Source organism: Mycobacterium sp. TY815 (assembly GCF_030755135.1).
Taxonomy (GTDB): Bacteria; Actinomycetota; Actinomycetes; order Mycobacteriales; family Mycobacteriaceae; genus Mycobacterium.
The window spans coordinates 334,380-352,848 of sequence record NZ_JAUFRX010000004.1 but is presented as its reverse complement, the minus strand read 5'-3'; the positions used below and the strand labels follow the sequence as shown (position 1 = coordinate 352,848).

General features: G+C 65.4%; 13 protein-coding genes. All 13 read right to left on the bottom strand.

Features of this window, described 5'->3' with window-relative positions:
- Entirely contained in the window at nucleotides 1-1,839 is a 1,839-nt protein-coding gene (gene eccA / locus QXK92_RS31535; RefSeq protein ID WP_055576312.1) for a type VII secretion AAA-ATPase EccA, read from the bottom strand.
- A 23-nt stretch (nucleotides 1,840-1,862) separates the two neighbouring features.
- Nucleotides 1,863-3,458 carry a type VII secretion protein EccE gene (eccE, locus tag QXK92_RS31530; RefSeq protein WP_055576311.1) on the bottom strand — a complete coding sequence of 532 codons (1,596 nt, stop codon included), beginning with the start codon at nucleotides 3,456-3,458 and terminating at the stop codon, nucleotides 1,863-1,865.
- Nucleotides 3,455-5,140 carry a type VII secretion-associated serine protease mycosin gene (mycP, locus tag QXK92_RS31525; RefSeq protein WP_371934628.1) on the bottom strand — a complete coding sequence of 562 codons (1,686 nt, stop codon included), beginning with the start codon at nucleotides 5,138-5,140 and terminating at the stop codon, nucleotides 3,455-3,457. The genes eccE and mycP overlap by 4 nt, the downstream gene beginning before the upstream one ends.
- Before the next feature lie 9 nt (nucleotides 5,141-5,149).
- Complete coding sequence (gene eccD / locus QXK92_RS31520; RefSeq protein ID WP_055576766.1) at nucleotides 5,150-6,661, bottom strand: type VII secretion integral membrane protein EccD; 1,512 nt, start codon at nucleotides 6,659-6,661, stop codon at nucleotides 5,150-5,152.
- A complete protein-coding gene (locus QXK92_RS31515; protein ID WP_082658407.1) occupies nucleotides 6,658-8,019 on the bottom strand; it encodes a MinD/ParA family protein in 1,362 nt (453 codons plus the stop codon). The genes eccD and QXK92_RS31515 overlap by 4 nt, the downstream gene beginning before the upstream one ends.
- A 153-nt stretch (nucleotides 8,020-8,172) precedes the next feature.
- Nucleotides 8,173-9,084 (bottom strand): ESX secretion-associated protein EspG, encoded by a 912-nt coding sequence (locus QXK92_RS31510; protein WP_063892811.1) that lies wholly within the window; start codon nucleotides 9,082-9,084, stop codon nucleotides 8,173-8,175.
- Between the two features lie 66 nt (nucleotides 9,085-9,150).
- Nucleotides 9,151-9,441 (bottom strand): WXG100 family type VII secretion target, encoded by a 291-nt coding sequence (locus QXK92_RS31505; protein ID WP_055576763.1) that lies wholly within the window; start codon nucleotides 9,439-9,441, stop codon nucleotides 9,151-9,153.
- 43 nt (nucleotides 9,442-9,484) lie between these two features.
- Nucleotides 9,485-9,781, bottom strand: coding sequence for a WXG100 family type VII secretion target (locus QXK92_RS31500; RefSeq protein ID WP_055576762.1), 297 nt, complete (start codon nucleotides 9,779-9,781; stop codon nucleotides 9,485-9,487).
- Between the two features lie 171 nt (nucleotides 9,782-9,952).
- A complete protein-coding gene (locus QXK92_RS31495; RefSeq protein ID WP_055576761.1) occupies nucleotides 9,953-11,143 on the bottom strand; it encodes a PPE family protein in 1,191 nt (396 codons plus the stop codon).
- A 10-nt stretch (nucleotides 11,144-11,153) separates the two neighbouring features.
- On the bottom strand, nucleotides 11,154-11,444 hold the full coding sequence (locus QXK92_RS31490) for a PE family protein (RefSeq protein WP_371934627.1): 291 nt from the start codon (nucleotides 11,442-11,444) through the stop codon (nucleotides 11,154-11,156).
- Between the two features lie 118 nt (nucleotides 11,445-11,562).
- On the bottom strand, nucleotides 11,563-15,777 hold the full coding sequence (gene eccCa, locus QXK92_RS31485) for a type VII secretion protein EccCa (protein ID WP_055576759.1): 4,215 nt from the start codon (nucleotides 15,775-15,777) through the stop codon (nucleotides 11,563-11,565).
- Nucleotides 15,774-17,336 (bottom strand): type VII secretion protein EccB, encoded by a 1,563-nt coding sequence (gene eccB, locus QXK92_RS31480; protein ID WP_306248350.1) that lies wholly within the window; start codon nucleotides 17,334-17,336, stop codon nucleotides 15,774-15,776. Before eccB ends, eccCa begins: the two co-directional genes overlap by 4 nt.
- Nucleotides 17,293-18,372 (bottom strand): hypothetical protein, encoded by a 1,080-nt coding sequence (locus tag QXK92_RS31475; protein WP_306248348.1) that lies wholly within the window; start codon nucleotides 18,370-18,372, stop codon nucleotides 17,293-17,295. Before QXK92_RS31475 ends, eccB begins: the two co-directional genes overlap by 44 nt.
- Nucleotides 18,373-18,469 lie beyond the last annotated feature (97 nt).

Sequence of the window (18,469 nt, the reverse complement as noted above, 5' to 3'; positions counted from 1 at the left end):
TTATCCGTGCTGTTCGCGCCTTTCTGACACCGCGGCGCGCAGACCTTCGGCTAGATCGTCGCGGGTTAACTCACGTAGGTTGCGCAGTTGTTCGTCGGTGATGTTGATGTCCTCGCTGGCCAGCAGCTCGTCAAGTTCGGCGGTGTCGAGCCGGTCGTTGCGGTGATCACGCGCCTTTTCGACGACGTTGCGGACAAAGCCGGCGTTGCCCAGCAGGTCAATTTCGCGGATCACGTCGCCGTCGGCGGTCGTGGTTTGCTGGGCGTAGAACCTTTCGAACTCGGGGAGCAGCACGGCGACGGCCTCGTCGGAGGTCACGTCGTCGTCCTCGGCAATCATCAGCTTCGTCAACCCGACCAGCTCGGGTGGGGTGTAGCTGTGGAACTCGATCACCGTCGAAAAGCGCCGCCGCAGACCTTGATTCACTGAAAGCATCTTTTCGGTCGCCTTGGCGTAGCCGGCACCGAACACCACCAGGTCATCGCGGTTGTTCTCCATGTAGAGCAGCAAGGTGTTGATGATCGCGTTCCCGTACGGGTCGCCCTGGGAGTAGCCCTTCTCGTGCAGGGAGTGCATCTCGTCAAAGAAGACCGCTCCGCCGAGCGCGCCTTCGAGCATCTCCTCGGTATTCTTTTCCGCCTCGGCCATATAGCGGCCCAATAGTTTCGTGCGGCTGGTCTCCACCACCAGCGGCTTGCGTAAGACTTTCAGCCCGCACAGCTGTTTGGTGAATGCCCGCGCCACCGACGTCTTTCCGGTGCCCGGTGGGCCAAGCAGAAGAGTGTGGCGTGAGGTGACCGGTACCTTCAGCCCGACGCGGGAGCGGGCCAGGTTCACCTTCGTGGTCGACCTAATCCGTTTGATCTCGCGTTTGGCGATGTCCATGCCCAACATGGCGTCGAGCTCAGCTTGGCCCTCAGCCAGATACTTCGACGCCATTTCGGCATCGCGGGCGACATCGGAGTCGGCGGCGTTGGGGGCGCTGTCTGGATCCCACGGATCGGTGCGGGCCTCAATGGTCTCGGGGTCGGTCAGGACCAGCCGCCGAGTGGGGTCATCCATCGCCTGCCGTGCCGGGGCGAACTTCGGATCACGGGAATACACCCGCCGCAACAACTGCGCTGCCTCGGCTTCGCGATCGAGGTGGCGCAGACACATTGCCTGGGTGTACAAGACGATGGTCGTGGCAGCCGGTACCCGATCATCGTTGACGGCGTGCTCGCCGCGGCGGAAAGCGTCTTCAAACACTCCCAGAGACGCCAGCGCGGTAGTGGCCATCGCAGTGGCCGCGCACTCGTATTCCGGTCGGTACCAACGCTTGTCGGACCGAAAGAGCCGCAGCACATCAGTCCAACGCTGGGTGCGGAAGTGCAGTAATCCGCAGACGTAGCGGTGCATGTCGGCATCGAGCGGATCGGATGGTTCAGCAACACAATTCAGCAGATCATCTGCTGCGGCGAAGCTGCCCTCGCGGATCAAAGCAGCGGCGTAGGCGCAGCGCAACGACTCCGCCGAATTGATCGGCAGCCGCAGGAACAGCCCGTCAAGCACGTTGGGACGAAAATCGGCCGCCAGCACCCCGACACGGCGGATCTCCCAGCCATAGGAATCCACGGCTTCCCAGGCGCCGGCCAACACGTCAATGTCGTCCTCGCCGGCCAGAATCCGGCCGAGCCATCCATCACAGATGCTGGGATCGGCGCGGGTCACCGCCGTGAACATCTCGCGGGCCACGCGCTCGTTGTGAGTGGGCACCAACCCGCCCACCCCAATGCCTGATGCCAACAATCCGCGACGAAACGCGGTACGGGCCTGGGCTTCTGCTTCAATGCCTGTCAACGCTGCTCCTTGAACACACTGTTTTAGGCGGCCCGGCCCGGGGTGGCGGCCACGTGCTGGCGCTCATAGTCCAGATCGATGCGCACACGGACCCGGAATGCCCATGTCCGGACCATGGCGGTGCGAGCACCGTCTTGTTCGATGTGGATGTCGGCGCCCGAAGCGGTGCCGGCCGGTACGGTGCGCACTATGACGGCGGCGCCGTCGGGGGCTGCGCCGGCGACCAGGTCATAGACGACCATCCACCGCCGCGGGCTGGGCGGCAACGGCCCTTGCGCGCCCGCGGCACCGACAAGCTGCAACCCAGCACCGGTGACCTGCTTCCAGCGCTGCGGACGGTCGGTGTGCACGAGGACTTGGTAGCCGGTCGCGGCAGCGCGTAGCGCCACCTGGACCGTCAACGCCAGCTCCCCGGCCAGCGTCACGGTGGAGGTCGTGGCCGGCGAACTCAGATCCACCAGCAGCGGATGCCCGGTCGCGTTGCTGCCCACAACGATCCCGGTGGCGCAGACCGCCACCGCCAGGGGCTGGTCCACATCCTCCAGTGCGCAACTAGGCACCGCTAAAGGCGTTCTGGCGGTCAGTGATCCGGCCGCCAACCCCAAGTCGTGGCGACCGGTGAGGGGGTTGAGTCCACTGAGCGGCGCCTCGGAGAGCGGGGCACCGGTGTGGTACCGGGCCACAACCCCCACCCGCGTCGCCCCCCCAACTGCCGGGCGCAGCTGCACCGTGACCGCGGTAGCGTCGGTGTCAGGAACCCACAGCCGGTCCAACGTGTCGCTGGAAATGTCAGACGGTGACATCCAGTAGGTCTGCACATAGCCGTTGGAGTGGCGCAGACGGCCCCACCCGCTGCGAAGCTCCGCCGGATCAATCCCGGCCAGCAACTCGGCATCGGCTTCACGGATCTCCTGTGCGGTCAACACTCGAGCCGGACAGCGCAGCCCGGTCAGCTCCTGGGCAAGCCACTGCGCAGCGGCTCCCACAGTGGCGGCCACCGACTCCCGCCACAGGACCGCCCGCGCGCTTCGTTCGGCATCGAACCGGGCCACCAGCCATGTCCGGCGCTGCCCCACCGCCGGGTGATCCCCGATCAGGCTCGAATAGACCGCGGCGTAGCTATGGTGCCGCTCAGATGCCCGCCGCCTACCGACACTGACGATGTCGATGGACTCCAAGGTCACATCGAACTGGCGCAATCCCTCGGCGACCGCGGCCACCGGCAACGTCGCCAACGAAGCGACCCGATGGTGGTCCAGCGCCGAGGGGCTGTGTGCTTGGCCGTCCACGGCCACCACCGCCGCCAAATACGGTCCCACCGCGCGGATTCCGACCGGTCCTTGCCCGTATGTCCGGTGATAGTCGGCAGTCTCACCGGCGGTCGTGGCTACCATCGCGCTGTGCGCGTTGATCGCCCGCAGCCCCAACCGCAACACTGTTGCGCCTCGCCACGTCACGACCGTTGCCGCGCTGAGCAGGACCGCCACGCCGGCAGCAACCCACCACCCGGCTCGACCCGCTGCAGCGCCGCCCAGTGACAGCAGCGCGACAGTGGCGACGAACACCGCTACGACGCGGGTCCAACCGAGCCGTATGCCCAGCGGCAGCGTCGGTTTCATCGTTGCTCCTTGCGGATGAGTGCGGCGCTACCCAGGATCACGCTGCACGCCACTGCCAGTGCGCCTATGCCGCCGGCGGCCACCCATACCGGCGTCATGTCACGGCCCACTGTCGGAGGTGTCAGTACCAGCGGGGAGGACAAATGTTGCGGCCCAACAGGTTCCCCAGGGGGCAGGTCATAGCTCAGCGCCGCGACCGGGTCGATGATCCCGTGCCCGACTCTGTTGTCCACACCGCGGCCGGGAGCGCGTGCGGTGGCCAGCAGTCGGTTGATGACCTGGTGGGAGGTCAGTAGCGGATACTTGGCCCGCACCAGCGCGGCGACACCGGAGACGATCGCCGCCGAAAAGGACGTACCCTCGCGTGCCACCATCGTGTTGTCCCGCCCTTCAACGGCATTCATCAACCCGTCGTCGCGCGGTGACAATCCTTCGATGTCAGTGCCTGGCGCGGCAAGAGAGACCCATGGCCCGGCCATGCTGGCATCCAACGGTGTGCCCTTCGCGTCGACCGCACTCACGCTCAGGACGTAGTCGGAGAACCATGCCGGAGTGACCACCGTCGTCACCCCGCCCCAGTCCCGAGGGTCGTTGGGGGTCAACGGGTTATAGACGGGATTCTGTTTGCAGTCGCTGTTGCCGTTCTCACCACTGTTGCCCGCGGCGGCCACAATCACCGCGTTGCGGTCGATGGCGGCATAGTGGATCGCAGCCCCGAGTTCACGCTGGTCGATGATGTTGGTGGCGCTCATGCACGAGACTTCGGAAATGTTGATCACAGAGGCACCCATGTTGGCCGCATGCACGATCGCGCGGGCCATCGTGCGGATGTCACCGGCTTTGCGCCGGGTGGCCGGATCCTGGTCACCGGAGAAGGCATCCTTGGGGCTAAATGCGCGTGAGCTCTGCCTAATGGCAATGATCTGCACTCCCGGCGCCACACCGCTGAACCCGTCAGCCGCAGGGGGCGGCGGTGGCGGCGGTGCCGGTGGTGGCGGTTCACCGGTGGTCGACGGTGCCTGCTCATCGGCGGGCCCAGGGCCCTCGGACGCCCACCCGAAACCCGACCCCACGAACACCGTTGAGCCAGAACGGTTCCAGCGGGCCGGCTCATCCGGAGGCAGCGGCGGGGGTACCTGCACCGTCACCGTCTGCGGCGGGGGCGGGGGTGGGGGAGCTTCGCTGGTGGGCGCGGTGTCGGGCCGACGGGTCTGCCGAGGCGGCGGTAGCGGCGTCTTTCCATCCGCGGGTGCGCCACCGATCAGCGAGGCCACCATCGTCCCGTGAGCGTCGCAGTCCGACAGGCCGTCGCCGCCGGCCACCACATAGTCGCCGCCGCCGATCAGATCGGGCAGCCGTGGATGCGGGCTGACTCCGGTGTCGATGACAGCCACTTTGATGCCGTTGCCGCGCCCGAAGCGCCACGCCTCGGCCAAGTCCAGCATGTCCATGAAATGCGGCTGTACACGGTAATCGGTGCCCGGCAGCGTGCCGACACGGGTGCACAGTGCGCCTTGGCGCATCGGCTGATCCGGTCCCGGCGGTCCATCAGCCGGGAGCGCAGCGAGGTCGATCTGCGGGGGCTCTACCGCCCGCGCCTCGGGGACAGCCACCCACATGGCATTCCCGACCAGCGCCACCCCGCACAAGCCCACCGCGACCGCTCGTCGATAGCCCGTCATCGACACCACCTACCGGTACCTGATCGCGGCCAGCACTCCCATGAGCCAGAAGGTCAGCGGGAAAATGGCGGCCAGACAAAAGTATTCGATCCACTCCACGATCTTGCGGAATGTCGGTGTGTAGAAGCGGTTGGGCACCACCACCCCGGCAACCAGCCCGGCCACGGGAACAGCAACCATCACCGAGGTACCGACCAACAGCGCTGTCAGCGTCCACAGCCCCAGGACATAGCGGCCGCCAACACCGATCACCACCGCCACCGCGACCCCGGCCAGCACAGTGGCCTGCCAGCGATCGGTAAACGACCGGCCCCGCAACAGCACAGCTACCGCGACCAGGCCGGCCACAAGCAGCGCAACCCCTCGGCGAGGGGCGTGCGGATCACACAACCCCACACAGCACACCACCATCACAGCAGTAGTGCCGATCAGCAGGCCCGACAAATAAGCGTGCGCACGGTCGGTGCACACCACCACGTCCCGCACCGATTGCGGCCCGTCATAGCTCGTGATGCCGCCGGAGGCCACCACCTTATCCGTGGGCAGATCAGGGCGGGTCTCGAAAATCCAGCGTCCCGATGCCGACGGGAACACCGGTAGCCGGATACCGGCTGCCCACCGCGCAACTGTCGGGGCCAGATGCATCAGCAGGATCGAGACGAGTAGCACGACACCGAGCAGGGTGACCGCCGAGGTCACCAAAGTCATCCGTGCCAGCGCCGCGGCCCCGGCCGCCGCCCCCGCGATGATCACCGTCGTTCCCAACGCGATGTAGCGGCCGGTGAAACGCACAATCAGCACCGCCGCGCTCATCAGCATCGCCACCCCCAGCGCCGCATGCGGGGCTCCCACCGGGCCCGGCACCAGGGCGGCGGCACTCACCGCGGCCGGCACGCATCCGATCAACAACAACGTGTCACCGATGCGCCTGCCGTCGGCGCTGTCCGTGCAGCGGGCCAGCGTGATCACGGCGGCGCCGATCAGCACCAGAGCCAACACTGCACAGAAGATGCTGGGCCCCCACCCCATGTGGCCGAAACGCCAGCGCAACATCAGCGCAGTGGCAGCCGCCACTCCGCAGACCACCATGGCCGCCCCGACCCGGCCCGCCCACGCCGCGCTCAGACCCGGCCAACGCTTCGTAAGCTCCTGGGCCACCGCCGAGGTGACATGTTCGACCACATTGATCCGCGCCTCGGAGTCCGGTATGAATCTCAGCCACAACCGGATCCCGTCACGCGCTCCCTGATCAGCCAGTGACCGCGACAGTTTCAGCGGTGTCCCGTCGACCCTGCACAACCCCCACCGGCCGCGACCCGGCCCGGGTGACATCACCGGCTGCCCCAGATCTTCCAGGCGGCCGTTGATCACATCAACCAACGCCGACATCTGCGCCGACACCGGCGCTGAAGCATCCAGCACCACGCCCACTTTCGTCGCCCCTGCCATCACGGCCACCAACACCCGAGGCGGTAACGACGGCGCGGTTGCGCCCGCCAGGTCCTGCTGGTCGACACTCACCCGACCAGCGCTCCGGCGGTGGGGAATCCGTCGGCCAGTTCAGCTGCCAACTCGATCAACGCCGTCTGCGTTCGCGGCCGCAACGCATCGAAGACCAACGGCTGGGCATCACGCAGGTGCGCATCGAAAGGAATGACCTTCACCCCCCGTACACGGGGCCCCACCTTCTCGGTCACTTCAGTGACGAATTTCTTGGTCGCACAACGGTAGGCGTCGGTCAACACGATGAATGAGCGCTTGAGCAGTTCGTGTCCATTGCGGGCCGCCAGCCAGTCCACTGTTTTTTCCACCGCCAGACCACCTTGCAGGTTCATCGAGCCCACGATCATCAAGGCGTTCGACGACGACAACACCGCTGGGATCACCTGATGCTCGATCTCAGCGCCGCAGTCCACCAGCGACAGTTGATAGAAGCCCTGGGTGCGGGCAATGGTGTCGGCGAACACTTGCGGGGTCAGGATCAGCGGGTTAGTCACGTTCGGGTTGCCAGCTAGGACCTCGAGTCCTTCGTCATTGCTGCCGAAGTATTGTCGCGCGACGCTGAAGCTCGTTAAGTCATTGTGGGCCAGGAACTCTCGGATCGAGGCCGGTGGTTTGCCATCGCGTGCGATGAGCCGGCCCAGAGAGCCGTACGTCGGATTGGCGTCGATGGCGATGACAGCTTCGTTGCGGATCTTGCGCAGCGTGGTGCCCACGGCCGCAACCAGTGTCGACTTACCGACGCCGCCCTTCATCGACAGAGCGGTGATCTGGTAATTCCCCGGGATGTTGGTGGTGATCCGCCGCTTCCGGTCGATCAGGGTCCGCTCCGCCGGGCCAGCGCCCAGGTTGATGGTTCTGAACGTTGCGGTGTAGACCGTTTTGCGCCAACCCATTTCCGGTGGCTGACGGTGGCGCTTGACCACCTCGCCGACCTGAATCTGCTGGTGGGTGTAGGCCGCGGCCTGCTGGTCGGCCTGCGGAGCCCACCGCTGTGCCACCGTGGCGACCTCGAACCGCGCCGGTGGCGGCGCTGGCGGCGCAATCTCGCGGCGGTGTCCAGTGTTGTCAGGAAGCTGCCCGACCGGTGAAACTGTTTCACGCCCCGGCTGGACGATAGACGCACCGCGTTCCCGCGGCGGTGTCGGCGGATCCTGATGCGCGGGAGCAGCCACCGCGACGTGCGACGGCGAGGCCGGTGTCAGCGGCGTCTCCGGTTGCGGCGTCGACGATTGCATCGTGGGCTCATACGGTGCGGCGGGAGCTGGCATCGACGGTGCAGCCGGCGGGTGCGGCAGCGCTCCGATGGGAGCTGGCCGCTCTGGCCCCCCTTCCGGGTCCAGGTAGCGCGACATGAAATCTCCGTTATCGATGGTCATTATTTAACTCCACTTAGTAATTCTGTGTGACTGCCTAAGCTGATCCTAGGGTCCAATTTTTCGCTATGCCACGCCAGAACGATATTATTCGAAAATGTTTGCTGGGGCTAACTGCACGCCGCAACGTCAGCGGCACAACAAAGTTTCGTGCTCTCAGCACATTCGTTCGTGGGTGTCCCAAGAGTTCACCGCCACGCTGTCAAGTGCCGCCAGTACGCCGTGGCGTATCTGTCCCTGGTGGGCCGGTCCCACGGCCATCCATTGCTGGTGGCTACCACGAGGCGGATTGACCCGATAGAGCGCGACTCGCCCGGACTTCGTATCGCGCAGATTTAGCACTGATTCGCCGGCTACGGCGGCGCCCTCGACGTAGGCCCGCGCATAGAGCACAGCCTCAGCGACCGGCTCTTGGAGAGCCTCTGTCAGTTGGGCCAGGGTGGTGCCGCTGAATCCGACTGACTTCAGCGCTGCCTGCTGCGAGAGGCCGGCGGTCGAGATCCCGGAAAGTTCGGCCGCGGCGGTGCAGATACCGTCCATGGGCACATTGACGGCGCTGATCCTGGCCGGCTCGACGTAGTGCACCGAGTCCAGGGCGTCGCAAACCAGGCGGACCAGCCCGTCGGCATCAACCGCTGCCGCGCAGTCGTCGATCGTGACGTGCGACCCGGCGCGGACGGCCGAAGCCCAGCGGCCTTCGCGCCGGGCCAAAACAATCCGCAGCTGCCCGTCAGGGATCGCCCTCCAGCTCGACGGATCGTCCATCAAGACCTCCGATGACCAGGTCATCGGCCCGTGTGACACCAAGACAACGACCTCGACGTCCGGTGTACCCAGCACACGCATCCGGGTGGCGATGTCGGAGCGAACCACCGCAGCCTCATCACAGATCCCCTCCGCTACCAAGACCGCCAGACCCGGGTGTTGGGCGATCCACTTCATCGAACGGGGTTGCCCACAGGGTCGGCCACGCAACTCCGCGGCCAGACGATTCACCCCGACCAGTGCCTGCAGGAGCCATAAACCATCGAGGTTGACGGTGATGTCTGTTGCGGTGGGAGTTACCAAGGGAGCACCTCTAACGACAAGCGCGGCGGCACCTGGCAGGTGCCGCCGCGTTGGGACCGTGGGAATTTAGACCGACGACCACGCGGAACTGACCGCGCCGTCGGTGCCGTGCATATTGCTGCCGGCGGACTGAACCTTAGCCCCGTGGGCGTTGGCTTGCTCGTAAATGACCTGGAAGTTGCGTCCCAGTTGGGTGATAAATTCCTGGCAGGACGCCGAACCGGCGCCGCCCCAGAAGTCACCGGCAGCCAGCACGTCGCGCACGATGGCCTGGTGCTCGGCCTCCAGTGAGGCGGCCTGCGCGCGGATCGTCGACCCGTGAGTGTCGACGTCGCCGAAGTGATAGTTGATGGACATTTCTCTGGGTTCTCCTACGCTCGCTGGGGTTGCTCGTCGCTGGCTAGCTGCTCAGGACCTGCTGAGAAGCCTGTTCCTGCTGCTCGTAGTTGTTCGCGTCACGGATCAGCCCGTCGCGCACACCGTGCAGCATCGTGACGATGTTGCGGAAGGCCTGGTTCATCTGGCCCATGGTGTCCAACGAGGTCGCCTGCGCCTGGCCACTCCAACCTGCGCCAGCGATGTTCTGCGACGATGCCCACATCTTGCGGGCCTCATCCTCAACGGTCTGTGCGTGGGATTCGAAACGGCCGGCCATGTCACGCATCGCGTGCGGGTCCGTCATAAAGCGTGTCGTCATATTCCTTCTCTCTCCTCAATTTGGGGAACTGAAATGCAGATATTTTTCGCGTTGCTGAACACCAAGTCTATTGGCGGGTCACAAGGCTCGGCAACGGCGATGACAAGAAACCTGCAAAAAGATGTTGTGTCGGTCTTCACCATTCCCTATAGCGAATGCGGGGCAGGAACACTAGTGCCGGTCGAACACTTTCACCGGTGTCCCGTAACGCGGCGTTCCCCCACCCGTGGCACCGCGGTTGCCCAGCCCCGCGGCCATCGGGGCGCCACCGAACGAGCCCCCTGATGCGGTGGCCGGTACCGCACCAGATCCCGCTCCGGTGCCGGAGGTAGCGACCAGCGGGGTGGCCGCCGTCCGCGCCCCCGCGGTCGATTCGGTACTGCTGCCGGCGGTCCATGTCGCCGGCACCGACAAACCACCCAACGAGGCCGCCCGCCCGGCCATCGCCTCGACGGCACCCCCGGCCCCTCCGACTCCGCCCAGACCGGACAAGCCCGAACCCACCCCTCCGGCGGCGGCACCGGCACCGCCGGTTCCCATCCCCAGCATGCCGGGATTGTTGAGCATCCCGATAAACGGCGACAGCAGGGACTGGAATTGACCCAAGCCGCTGGCAGGCGATAGTCCGCTGCTCAACGGTGAGGAAAGTCCTTGCAGCGCTTGGGGAATCATCGTCACCAGCTGCGGGCCCATGCTCAGCATGGTTTGCGCATCGATGCCGGCGGGCAGGCTGGCCAACCCTCCCCCCTGGCTGGCGAGATTCATCGGCTGCTGCGCGGCTGCCGATCCGCCTGATTGCCCCACAGCGGCGGCCTGGGCGGCCAGGGCCATCGGGTTGGAGTTGGCAGCCGGTGGCACGAAGGGCACCAACGTGCCCGTGATGCCCGCCGCGTCGGCGGCGAACCCGTACATCACAGTCGTGTCCTGGCACCACATTTCGTCATATGCCGCCTCGTTGGCCGCGATCGCCGGAGTGTTGATCCCGAGGAAGTTCGTGGCCAACAACGACATCAAAGTGCTGCGATTGGCCGCAATGACCGGAGGGGGAACCACTCCCGCGCGTGCTGCTTCGAACGCCGTTGCTGCTGCGCCCGCCGCAGCCGCCGCTTCCTGGCATTGCCCGGCGGTAGCGATCATCCATACCACGTACGGTGCTGCTGCCAGAGCCATCGATATCGCCGACGGTCCCAGCCACGCCTGCGAAGCCAGGGCCGAAACAACCTCGTTGAACGCCGCACCTGCCGAACCTAGATCCATGGCAAGCGCCTGCCACGCAGCGGCCGAGGCGACCAACGACGATGAACCCGGGCCGGCATACATCCGGCCCGAGTTGATCTCTGGTGGCACCTCGTAGGTGGTCATTGCGTCCCGGTCAGAGCATCGCGGTGATGTTGAGAGCCTCGGCGGCGGTGTAGCTGCCCGCGCTGGCGCCCAGCGTCGCCACAAACATCTGATGAATCACTGTTCCGATGGCCGCGCTGACCTGATACACCCCAGCGTGGGTCCCGAACGCCGCAGCCAGCAGCGCCGACGCGGGCTCGGCTGCCGGGGGCACCACGCCCAGCGTGGGGGCCGCCCCGGCGGCGTTGCCCGCCGCAACTGCCCCGCCAATTGCCGACAGGGCTGATGCTGTCTCCTCCATCGACCCCGGTAATGCCGTCATGAACATCGCAAAACCTCCCATAAGAAACGCTAGTGTATCGGAACCGTTGATGAATTTCTTCTTGGACTTGTCAGGAGCCTACCGCCATCTGCGCCTTCATGTGCGTGATCCGGGGAGCTCACACGCCCAGCCCCGGGTCTGCGACCTGCACATATATCCCCGACTCCCCGGATTCGGCGGTGTTCATCAGGTACCCCCGGCCCGGAGGCATCGGGTGGCCCTTCCACCTTCCCTGGATAAAACCGTCGTCAGGGTCGGAATCCATCACCAACAGCGCAGCCCTGGACTCCCGCAACCTACGCAGCACCGGATCGGCCCCCATGGAGGACATGAGCCCCCCGAAAGCACGGGTATAGATGATCCGCAGGCCCACATCGGCACCTGCCTCCACAAAACGCGCGATCGGTTCCAGCGGAGAATCAAATCCAGCAGGTAGTCGCTGGGCATCGTCGATCACCAGCCAGATCTCCGGACCGCTCCAGCTAACCTGCCCGATCGAGCCCGCCAACGCGTTGTCGTCGGGCTCACGCTCGGCAAGGACTGCGGCCAGCTCCTGCATGCGTTGCTTGATCGTCGACGGCGTAGAGGCGACTCGGTAGATATACGACGAATCCAGCACGGTGTGCAGCTGCCGGCGAGGATCAACCAGCCACACCTGCGCAACCGGGCGGGCATCGGTAAGCGCCGGTGTCTGATCTTGTCCACCTGGCGCACAAGTGCGGGCCAGCTCACCCATCACCACCGCGCAGACCGACGTGCGCCCGCACTTGCTCTGTCCGGTCACCAGCAGATGTTGGCTGCCGAAGAACACCGGTTGTTCGGTCTCGCTGAGCGCCCACACCACTGGCGAATCGGCTGCGGACTCCCCGGCCGCCATCGCCACCAACTGCGCCGGGCTCACCCGTTGCGGCAGGCGGCGCACCCTGCGCGCGGGTGTGAACTGCGCGGCCTCCTCGGCAACGGCCGCCACGACGCTGCGAGAATCCCATCCGTCACCAACGCCGGCTTCGGTGGTGGGGCGCGCCATCAGCGTGTGCAGACCGACCGGTTCGGCACCACGGCGCTCATAGTTCTGCGCGATCATGCCCCGCCCGGGACGTTCCACCGGTACCTGATCGGCCATACGCGGCTTGACCAACATCGCGTCAACGGTCTCCCCGAGACGCAGCTCGACACGTGATCCGAAACTCGTGCGCACCGTCGGCGGCAACTCGCTGGTTCTACTCACGCTCGCCACGACATGAATCCCGAAGGTGGGACCCTCTTTGATCAGCTTGCTGACCGGGTCCAGCAGCACCTCATACTCGCTGGCCAAACCCGACCAGTTGTCAATCACCAGGAACACGTCACCGTGCCCGTCATCAGCGACATTGCCCGGCGATCCGCCGAACTTGACGTTGCGAAACATCTCCATCGACATCACGCGGTAGTCCTCAAAACTGCGCTGCCGCTGCTTGAGCAAAGTCAACAGTTCAAACACAGTGCGGCGCACACCATCTCGATCCACCGCCCCCAAAGCGACGCCCCCCACATGAGGCAACCCCTCCACGCTGCTCAAAGCTGCTGAGGAAAACGCCAGGCAGTAGAACTGCACCTGTTCGGGAGTGTGTGTCATGGCCGCCGCGCAGATCAGATCCTGCAGCGCTGTCGTCTTACCCGAGCCCTGCGCGCCGACAATCACCACGTTGGCCCCGGGCCCCGACACGTCCAGCAGCAACGGATGCTGGTCATGCTTGAACGGCCGATCTACCACACCGATCGGGAACACCAAGTCGGCGGTGCGGACATAACCGTCGCGCCAATTCCGTCCCAGGTGCCGGTTCACTAGCTTTTCGATGCTCCACGGCTCGTCCAACGGCGGTTGCCACAACCGATACGGCGTGAAGTCGACCTGGCGCAACTGGTCGATGATGATACGGGCAACCTTCGGGCGCATCAGCGCGGCATTGCCTTCGACCTCGGCATCACTCTCACCTGCGGCCTCCGCCGCGACCGACCCACCCTCAGTGGCGGCGGACTCCTCAGGGCTGCTGTCCGCCGATGGAATCGGCGTCAGATCCGTCGTAAACAGTTGCGGTGCAAAGTAAGCGACCGATCCTGGGCCAGCGGAACTGTCGTCGTAGAGGTCCTCCACTCCCGGCTTACGGTACTCCCGCCACAACCACTCGCCGCGGAACTTCGTCACGTCGGCATTGGACGGCGGACCGTGCAGGAAGTAGCAGTCCCCCGACCGTTTGAGGTTCACCGCATTGGGAACCCCCACAGCCGTGGCCGCGGCCTGGGTCTGGGCTTTCAACGCCAACCGATACCCCATATTCGCCAGCAACTTCTCTGCGCGATTGTCGATTTCTTGGCTGGCGATCAACAGATGCACCCAATACGACCGGCCCTGGCGGCAGATCTGATCGAGGGCATCCTGCACCGCCGAGGCCATCATCTTGAACAGCTCAGCGAACTCATCGATGATGACCAGCAGCGCCGGCAACGGGGGCAACGGCTCCTGACCCGCAGCTTGGCGCGCTGAGCGCATCTTGTTGTATTCCGTGGCGTCGTCGGCTCCGGCTTTGTCGCACAACGCTTTGCGCCGTGCGATCTCTCCCCACATCGCGTCCACGAACCGGTCCAGCAGGCTCTGATCGTCCTCAAGGTCAGTGATGATATGCGCCACATGCGGAACCCCGGCGAACGGTTTGACCCCAGCTCCGCCCTTGAGGTCGGCGAGCATCAACTGCAGATTCTGCGGGGGATGCCCCAGCAGCAGCGACACCAGCGCGGTACGCAGCATCTCGGTCTTACCCGAGCCCGTGGTTCCCGCCATCACCCCATGCGGACCATGACCGCCTTGAGCAGACTCTTTGAGATCCAAAAAGAACAGTTCCCTGTCATCAGCCCGGTTGCCCAACGGTACCCGCAGCCGGGCCGGCGAATTGATGTCACCGCGCGGACCCCACAACGCCTCGAAATCAATGTTGGCGGCGTCGTTGATCCCGTAATAAGACAAGATGTCTCGCGCCATGAACTGTTCAACACCGCCGTCATCGAGCGCCTCGTAGGCTTCGGCCAGCCGCCAGCGAGCCATCCGCTCGGCAAAAGACTCCGCATCCTCGCGGCTCATCTGGTCACACACCGCGAAAAACTGCGGACTGTGCGCCTCTTTGGCGTCCCAGCTCATCAGATCACGGGGCACCGCCGTGATGACCCCGTCGGCGCTGATGTGCAGAACCCGCTTCAGCTCAGCGCACGCAGGCACCTGCCCGCTGCCCCTGACATCAAAAAACGTCAACCCGCTCACGCCGGCGCGATCCCCCAGCCGCTCCCATCCCTGTTCGGTGTCACACACAACGACCGTGTGAGGCAACGGCGCAATCGGTTCCCTCTTCGCCCCGTGACGAGCCAGGAAATCCCCCCGAGAACGCAACCCTAACGTGTCCTGCTGTGCGCCAAGGAAATCCGTCACTGAGGCGTACACCATCCTGGCCGGCCCCGCACCATCCTCGACGCTGAGGTCACCAGCGTGGGGCAACCACTTCACCCAATCCCATTCCGCCGCATCAGAAGTAACCACCACCAGCCGAATGTGATCGCTGCCGTGGGAGAAGGCCAACTGGCAGATGATCGAGCGCATCAACCCCAAAGCCACATCGCGCGGACCCCGCAACTCATAACCCGGCTCCACCAACAACGACACCAACGCCGGCAGCCCGTACGCCACCGTCTGGTGGCGTACGAACTCCTGCAACACCGTGCCCGTGACCGGTTCCAGCTCGATGTCAGTCGGCATGTCCTGCGGCTCAGAGAATCTCGCCGCGCCCGCCTCCATCAGGTCGGTCATGCCTACACCCACCCGCACCACGCCAAACCACGCATCGCCACCATCGGCCTTGCGTTCCCACATCCGCGCACTGCCCAAGGCAGCTTCCAGCGTCGCAGGAGGCGGGTGATACCACCGATAGTTAGCATCCAGACGGTCCGCGGCGTCGGCGGCGTTGCCGCGCAGCTCGTCGATCACCAACAAAAACCTGGCCCGCAACGCATCCAATTTGGTGCGCGACATCTCTTGTGAACCGCCGCGTCCGGTGAACAACATCGCCACCAGACCACCCACCATCAGAATCGGGAAAAACGAACCCACCCCTGTAAATGAACGCGCACCGCTGGCAAAGCTGATTCCCACCATCGCGCCCACCAGGCCCAACAGCCCGATCACCAGCACCACAGTCCACCACGGCTTACCCTCCGGGGCCGGCATTTTCAGCGGCGTAGGAAGCTCGATCGAAGCTGGCTTCATCTCCGGCGCGGCGGCCGGCTTAGATCGGGCGAACCCATCTTTCACTTCGGGATCTCCAACTCCCCAGGGTTGCCGTCAACCGGCAACGCGTTATGCCGTACCAGTGCATCCGCACGCGACAACATCGGCCCACCCGCCAGCAGCCGCAACACCGACCACGGGGCCGGGCGAGGAGGGGTCGACAACCCCAACGCCCGCAACGTCTGATCCTCGCGCGCCACACCAAACCTGACCCCGGACTCCGAGACCCACCACAACGACTCCAATGTGGCAGAAGTCGGCGAATTACCCGTGGAAACAACGTAATTGGAGAAGTCGCGGGTAAAGAACACCCGGTCGGCCTGCAACGTCGAACCGCCGGGTCTGACCAACTCCACCCCCTTGCCGGCATCACCGTCCGACACCGGGATCGACGTCCCCACCACCACCGACGTCGCCGCCGACGGTTCACCCCACACCCGCTGCCACTGCCAACACGCCACCGAATTCACCTGGCTGTCCACCACATGCGGCGGCACCGCTGGAAACGCCGACAAATCCAGCACGTTGACCACGGGCAACTTGGCCAGCACCGCACCGGCGACCACCGGCGACCCCGCCCCCACCGGACCGGCGTTCTGCAACACCTGCGCCGCTAACGCCGACACCGGCTGTATGCCATCGGCCAGTACCACCGAGTACGCCGTCTGGCCCCCCACCTGCGGGGTCGACACCACCGTTCCCACCGGCCCCGGCGCACCGGCAAAACGTGCCGCAGAGCCCGCACCCGCGATCGCCGGCACCGCCAACACCGGCCCCACCGGAATCGCATCGAACAAAGCCCGGCTCATCGGGCGCGCCGAGGACAACGCGTCATCACCGAAACCCAGCGCCAACAACACCGCACGCGATCCCCGGTCGATCAGCGAGCGCCGGCCATCGCGGATCAGCCACACATCCTCAGCGAAGCGGCGCAGCACCGCATCCTCGGCCCCCAGGACACGGTGACGTTCCCCCAGCTGCGGCTGCCCATCGATCACCGTCACGGTCACCGGCTCGGGCGCCCCCGCGCCGAGCGCCTTGATGATCTCGTCGCACACCAGCCACGACGTGCGACCAGGGGAGGTCGCCGTCATCTCTTGCGGGGCACCGGCAATGCCCACCAGCGATCCTCGAGGCCGGGCATCAATCTCACTGCGCCGAACCCGATCCGGATTCACCGGCTCACCCGCGATCAGCCGGGCCGAGGCCAAGTTCAGCGCCGGATACAGCTTGTCACCAACGGCCACATACAAAGCGCCGGTCTGCTGATCAGCCAACACCCGCGACGCACCCGCCGAACTCGCCGGGCGCACAAACGACCAGAACAGGGCCCCCACGCACAACACCACCGACGCCGTGAGGCCGGCCAGAATCGCCATCGACTGACGCCGACCAGGCTCGGCCTCCATCCGCACCCGACGGCGCGTCATCGCCAACACCGCACGGCGGGCAAAAAACATGTGGCCCGATACCTGGACCCGCGTCGATAACACCAAACCACGGCCCGGAAGCCGATCTGGCTCGCTCACAGCCGTCCTCTCAAAGCCGGTACACCTCACCGCCGCGCGGGAATCCCCCGCCATTCGTTGCAATATGCACGTGATCCATATGGTTTTGCGTCGGAGAACCACGATTCTCCATCAAGCTCGATGACCCATCAGGATTGTGAATCGTCTGCTGCCAGATCACGTGGTTAATATTGAATTGCTGACGGTGCGCCATCGCAAATCGCATCACAGCATCCCCCAAAGCCTTGCCATGCGGTGACGTCGGATCAGGAATCATCACGTCAATCGCTTGGCCGTTGGGATGCCATTTCAACGAATCCGGCCGCACCCCACCGATCGTGCGGATCTCGGGAAACGCAGCCGCCACCGCCCGTGCCGCCAAGATCGTGTCGCGTTGCAAACCCTTCTCCGAGGCCACCCCAGGTGGCAACTCCCCTCCCACCGAGCGACCCGCCAGGCTCGACGCCAACCCGCCAAGCCCACCAGAGCTGCCGCCGGCACCGCCCATCCCGCCCAGCATCGACATCGGCAGGCTGCCCAGAGCGCCCAGGCCGCCAAACCCACTACCCGAGCCCCCGCTGAAAGCCGCCGGGATAGCGCTCAGCGCCGACAACCCGCCCGCACCGCCACCCATCCGCAACCCCTGATACGCCGCCGCCAACTGCCGCAACCGCAGCGCCAGCACCCGATTCTCGGCCGTGGTCTCCTCGATCTGGCGCTGCATCGCCCCCAAACGCTCATCCATCGCCGAGACCATCAACCGCATCCCCGGAGCCGTATGCGCCACCCTCCCTATCGCATCGGCCTGAGCCCGCGCCCCATCACGCACCGAACCAGCACCCAGCGCCCCCCGCTGACCAACTGCGGTCGCCTCACCAGCCCCCCCGCCAGACTGCACTTCCAGCCCCGTCACCGCGGCCCGCGCCGCGCCGTAACCGTCACCGGCACCAGCGGCGCCCGACCCCAAACCGCTACCCCCAGCAGGGACCGGCGGCACCGACCGCCCACCACCATTGGCGGCGAACACACCAGCCGCCGACCCCCCCGACGTGGGAAACAACCCATGCGCGCGAGTCAGCACCCGATCCACATCGGCAACAAACTGCGACACCGGGCCAACCACCCACCAAAACTAACCCGCAAAAAAACGCCTCACCACAACGGCGGAAAGAAAGTGACGCCGGCTTCACGCCGCTGGCGATGAGCTT

Coding starts and splice junctions, on each gene's coding strand:
- eccE (WP_055576311.1), bottom strand. CDS start 3,458: ATGAAACCGACGCTGCCGCTGGGCATACGGCTCGGTTGGACCCGCGTC.
- mycP (WP_371934628.1), bottom strand. CDS start 5,140: ATGACGGGCTATCGACGAGCGGTCGCGGTGGGCTTGTGCGGGGTGGCG.
- QXK92_RS31515 (WP_082658407.1), bottom strand. CDS start 8,019: ATGACCATCGATAACGGAGATTTCATGTCGCGCTACCTGGACCCGGAA.
- QXK92_RS31505 (WP_055576763.1), bottom strand. CDS start 9,441: ATGTCCATCAACTATCACTTCGGCGACGTCGACACTCACGGGTCGACG.
- QXK92_RS31500 (WP_055576762.1), bottom strand. CDS start 9,781: ATGACGACACGCTTTATGACGGACCCGCACGCGATGCGTGACATGGCC.
- QXK92_RS31495 (WP_055576761.1), bottom strand. CDS start 11,143: ATGACCACCTACGAGGTGCCACCAGAGATCAACTCGGGCCGGATGTAT.
- QXK92_RS31490 (WP_371934627.1), bottom strand. CDS start 11,444: ATGACGGCATTACCGGGGTCGATGGAGGAGACAGCATCAGCCCTGTCG.
- eccB (WP_306248350.1), bottom strand. CDS start 17,336: ATGGCGGGGGATTCCCGCGCGGCGGTGAGGTGTACCGGCTTTGAGAGG.